Raw genomic sequence first — 396 nt, 5'->3', positions numbered from 1 at the left:
CGAAGGGCGTCACAGGGTCGACAGGAACGTACTGTTGTTGGCCTGCCATTCGATGATGTCGATACGGATACGTTTTTTGTCGAGTTTTCCTACGCTGGTCTTGGGAATTTCAGTAACAACCGCGATCTGGCTTGGAATGGCCCACTTGCTCAAGTGGCCCAGTTCGACAAAAGGCTTGAGATGTTCCTTGAGCTCACGCGCACCTATCACATGGCCATCACGCACCACCAGCAACGCAAACGGGCGCTCGCCCCACTGCGGGTCGGCGATGCCTACCACTGCTACTTCACGTACCGCCGGGTGACGGCTGACTAGGTCTTCAAGCGCCAGGGAAGAGATCCATTCGCCCCCCGTCTTGATCACGTCCTTGATGCGATCGCGGATATCAATCACCCC

Annotated in this window: 1 protein-coding gene; it reads right to left on the bottom strand. The window is 56.6% G+C overall.

Going from position 1 to position 396, the window contains the following annotated elements:
- Nucleotides 1-9 precede the first annotated feature (9 nt).
- The coding region (locus SB756_RS28305; RefSeq protein WP_410912806.1) for an AMP-binding enzyme at nt 10-396 on the bottom strand (387 nt) is incomplete at its 5' end.

Source organism: Pseudomonas sp. SIMBA_068 (assembly GCF_046534705.1).
Lineage (GTDB): Bacteria > Pseudomonadota > Gammaproteobacteria > Pseudomonadales > Pseudomonadaceae > Aquipseudomonas > Aquipseudomonas putida.
This window is presented reverse-complemented; position numbering and strand designations above follow the sequence as displayed.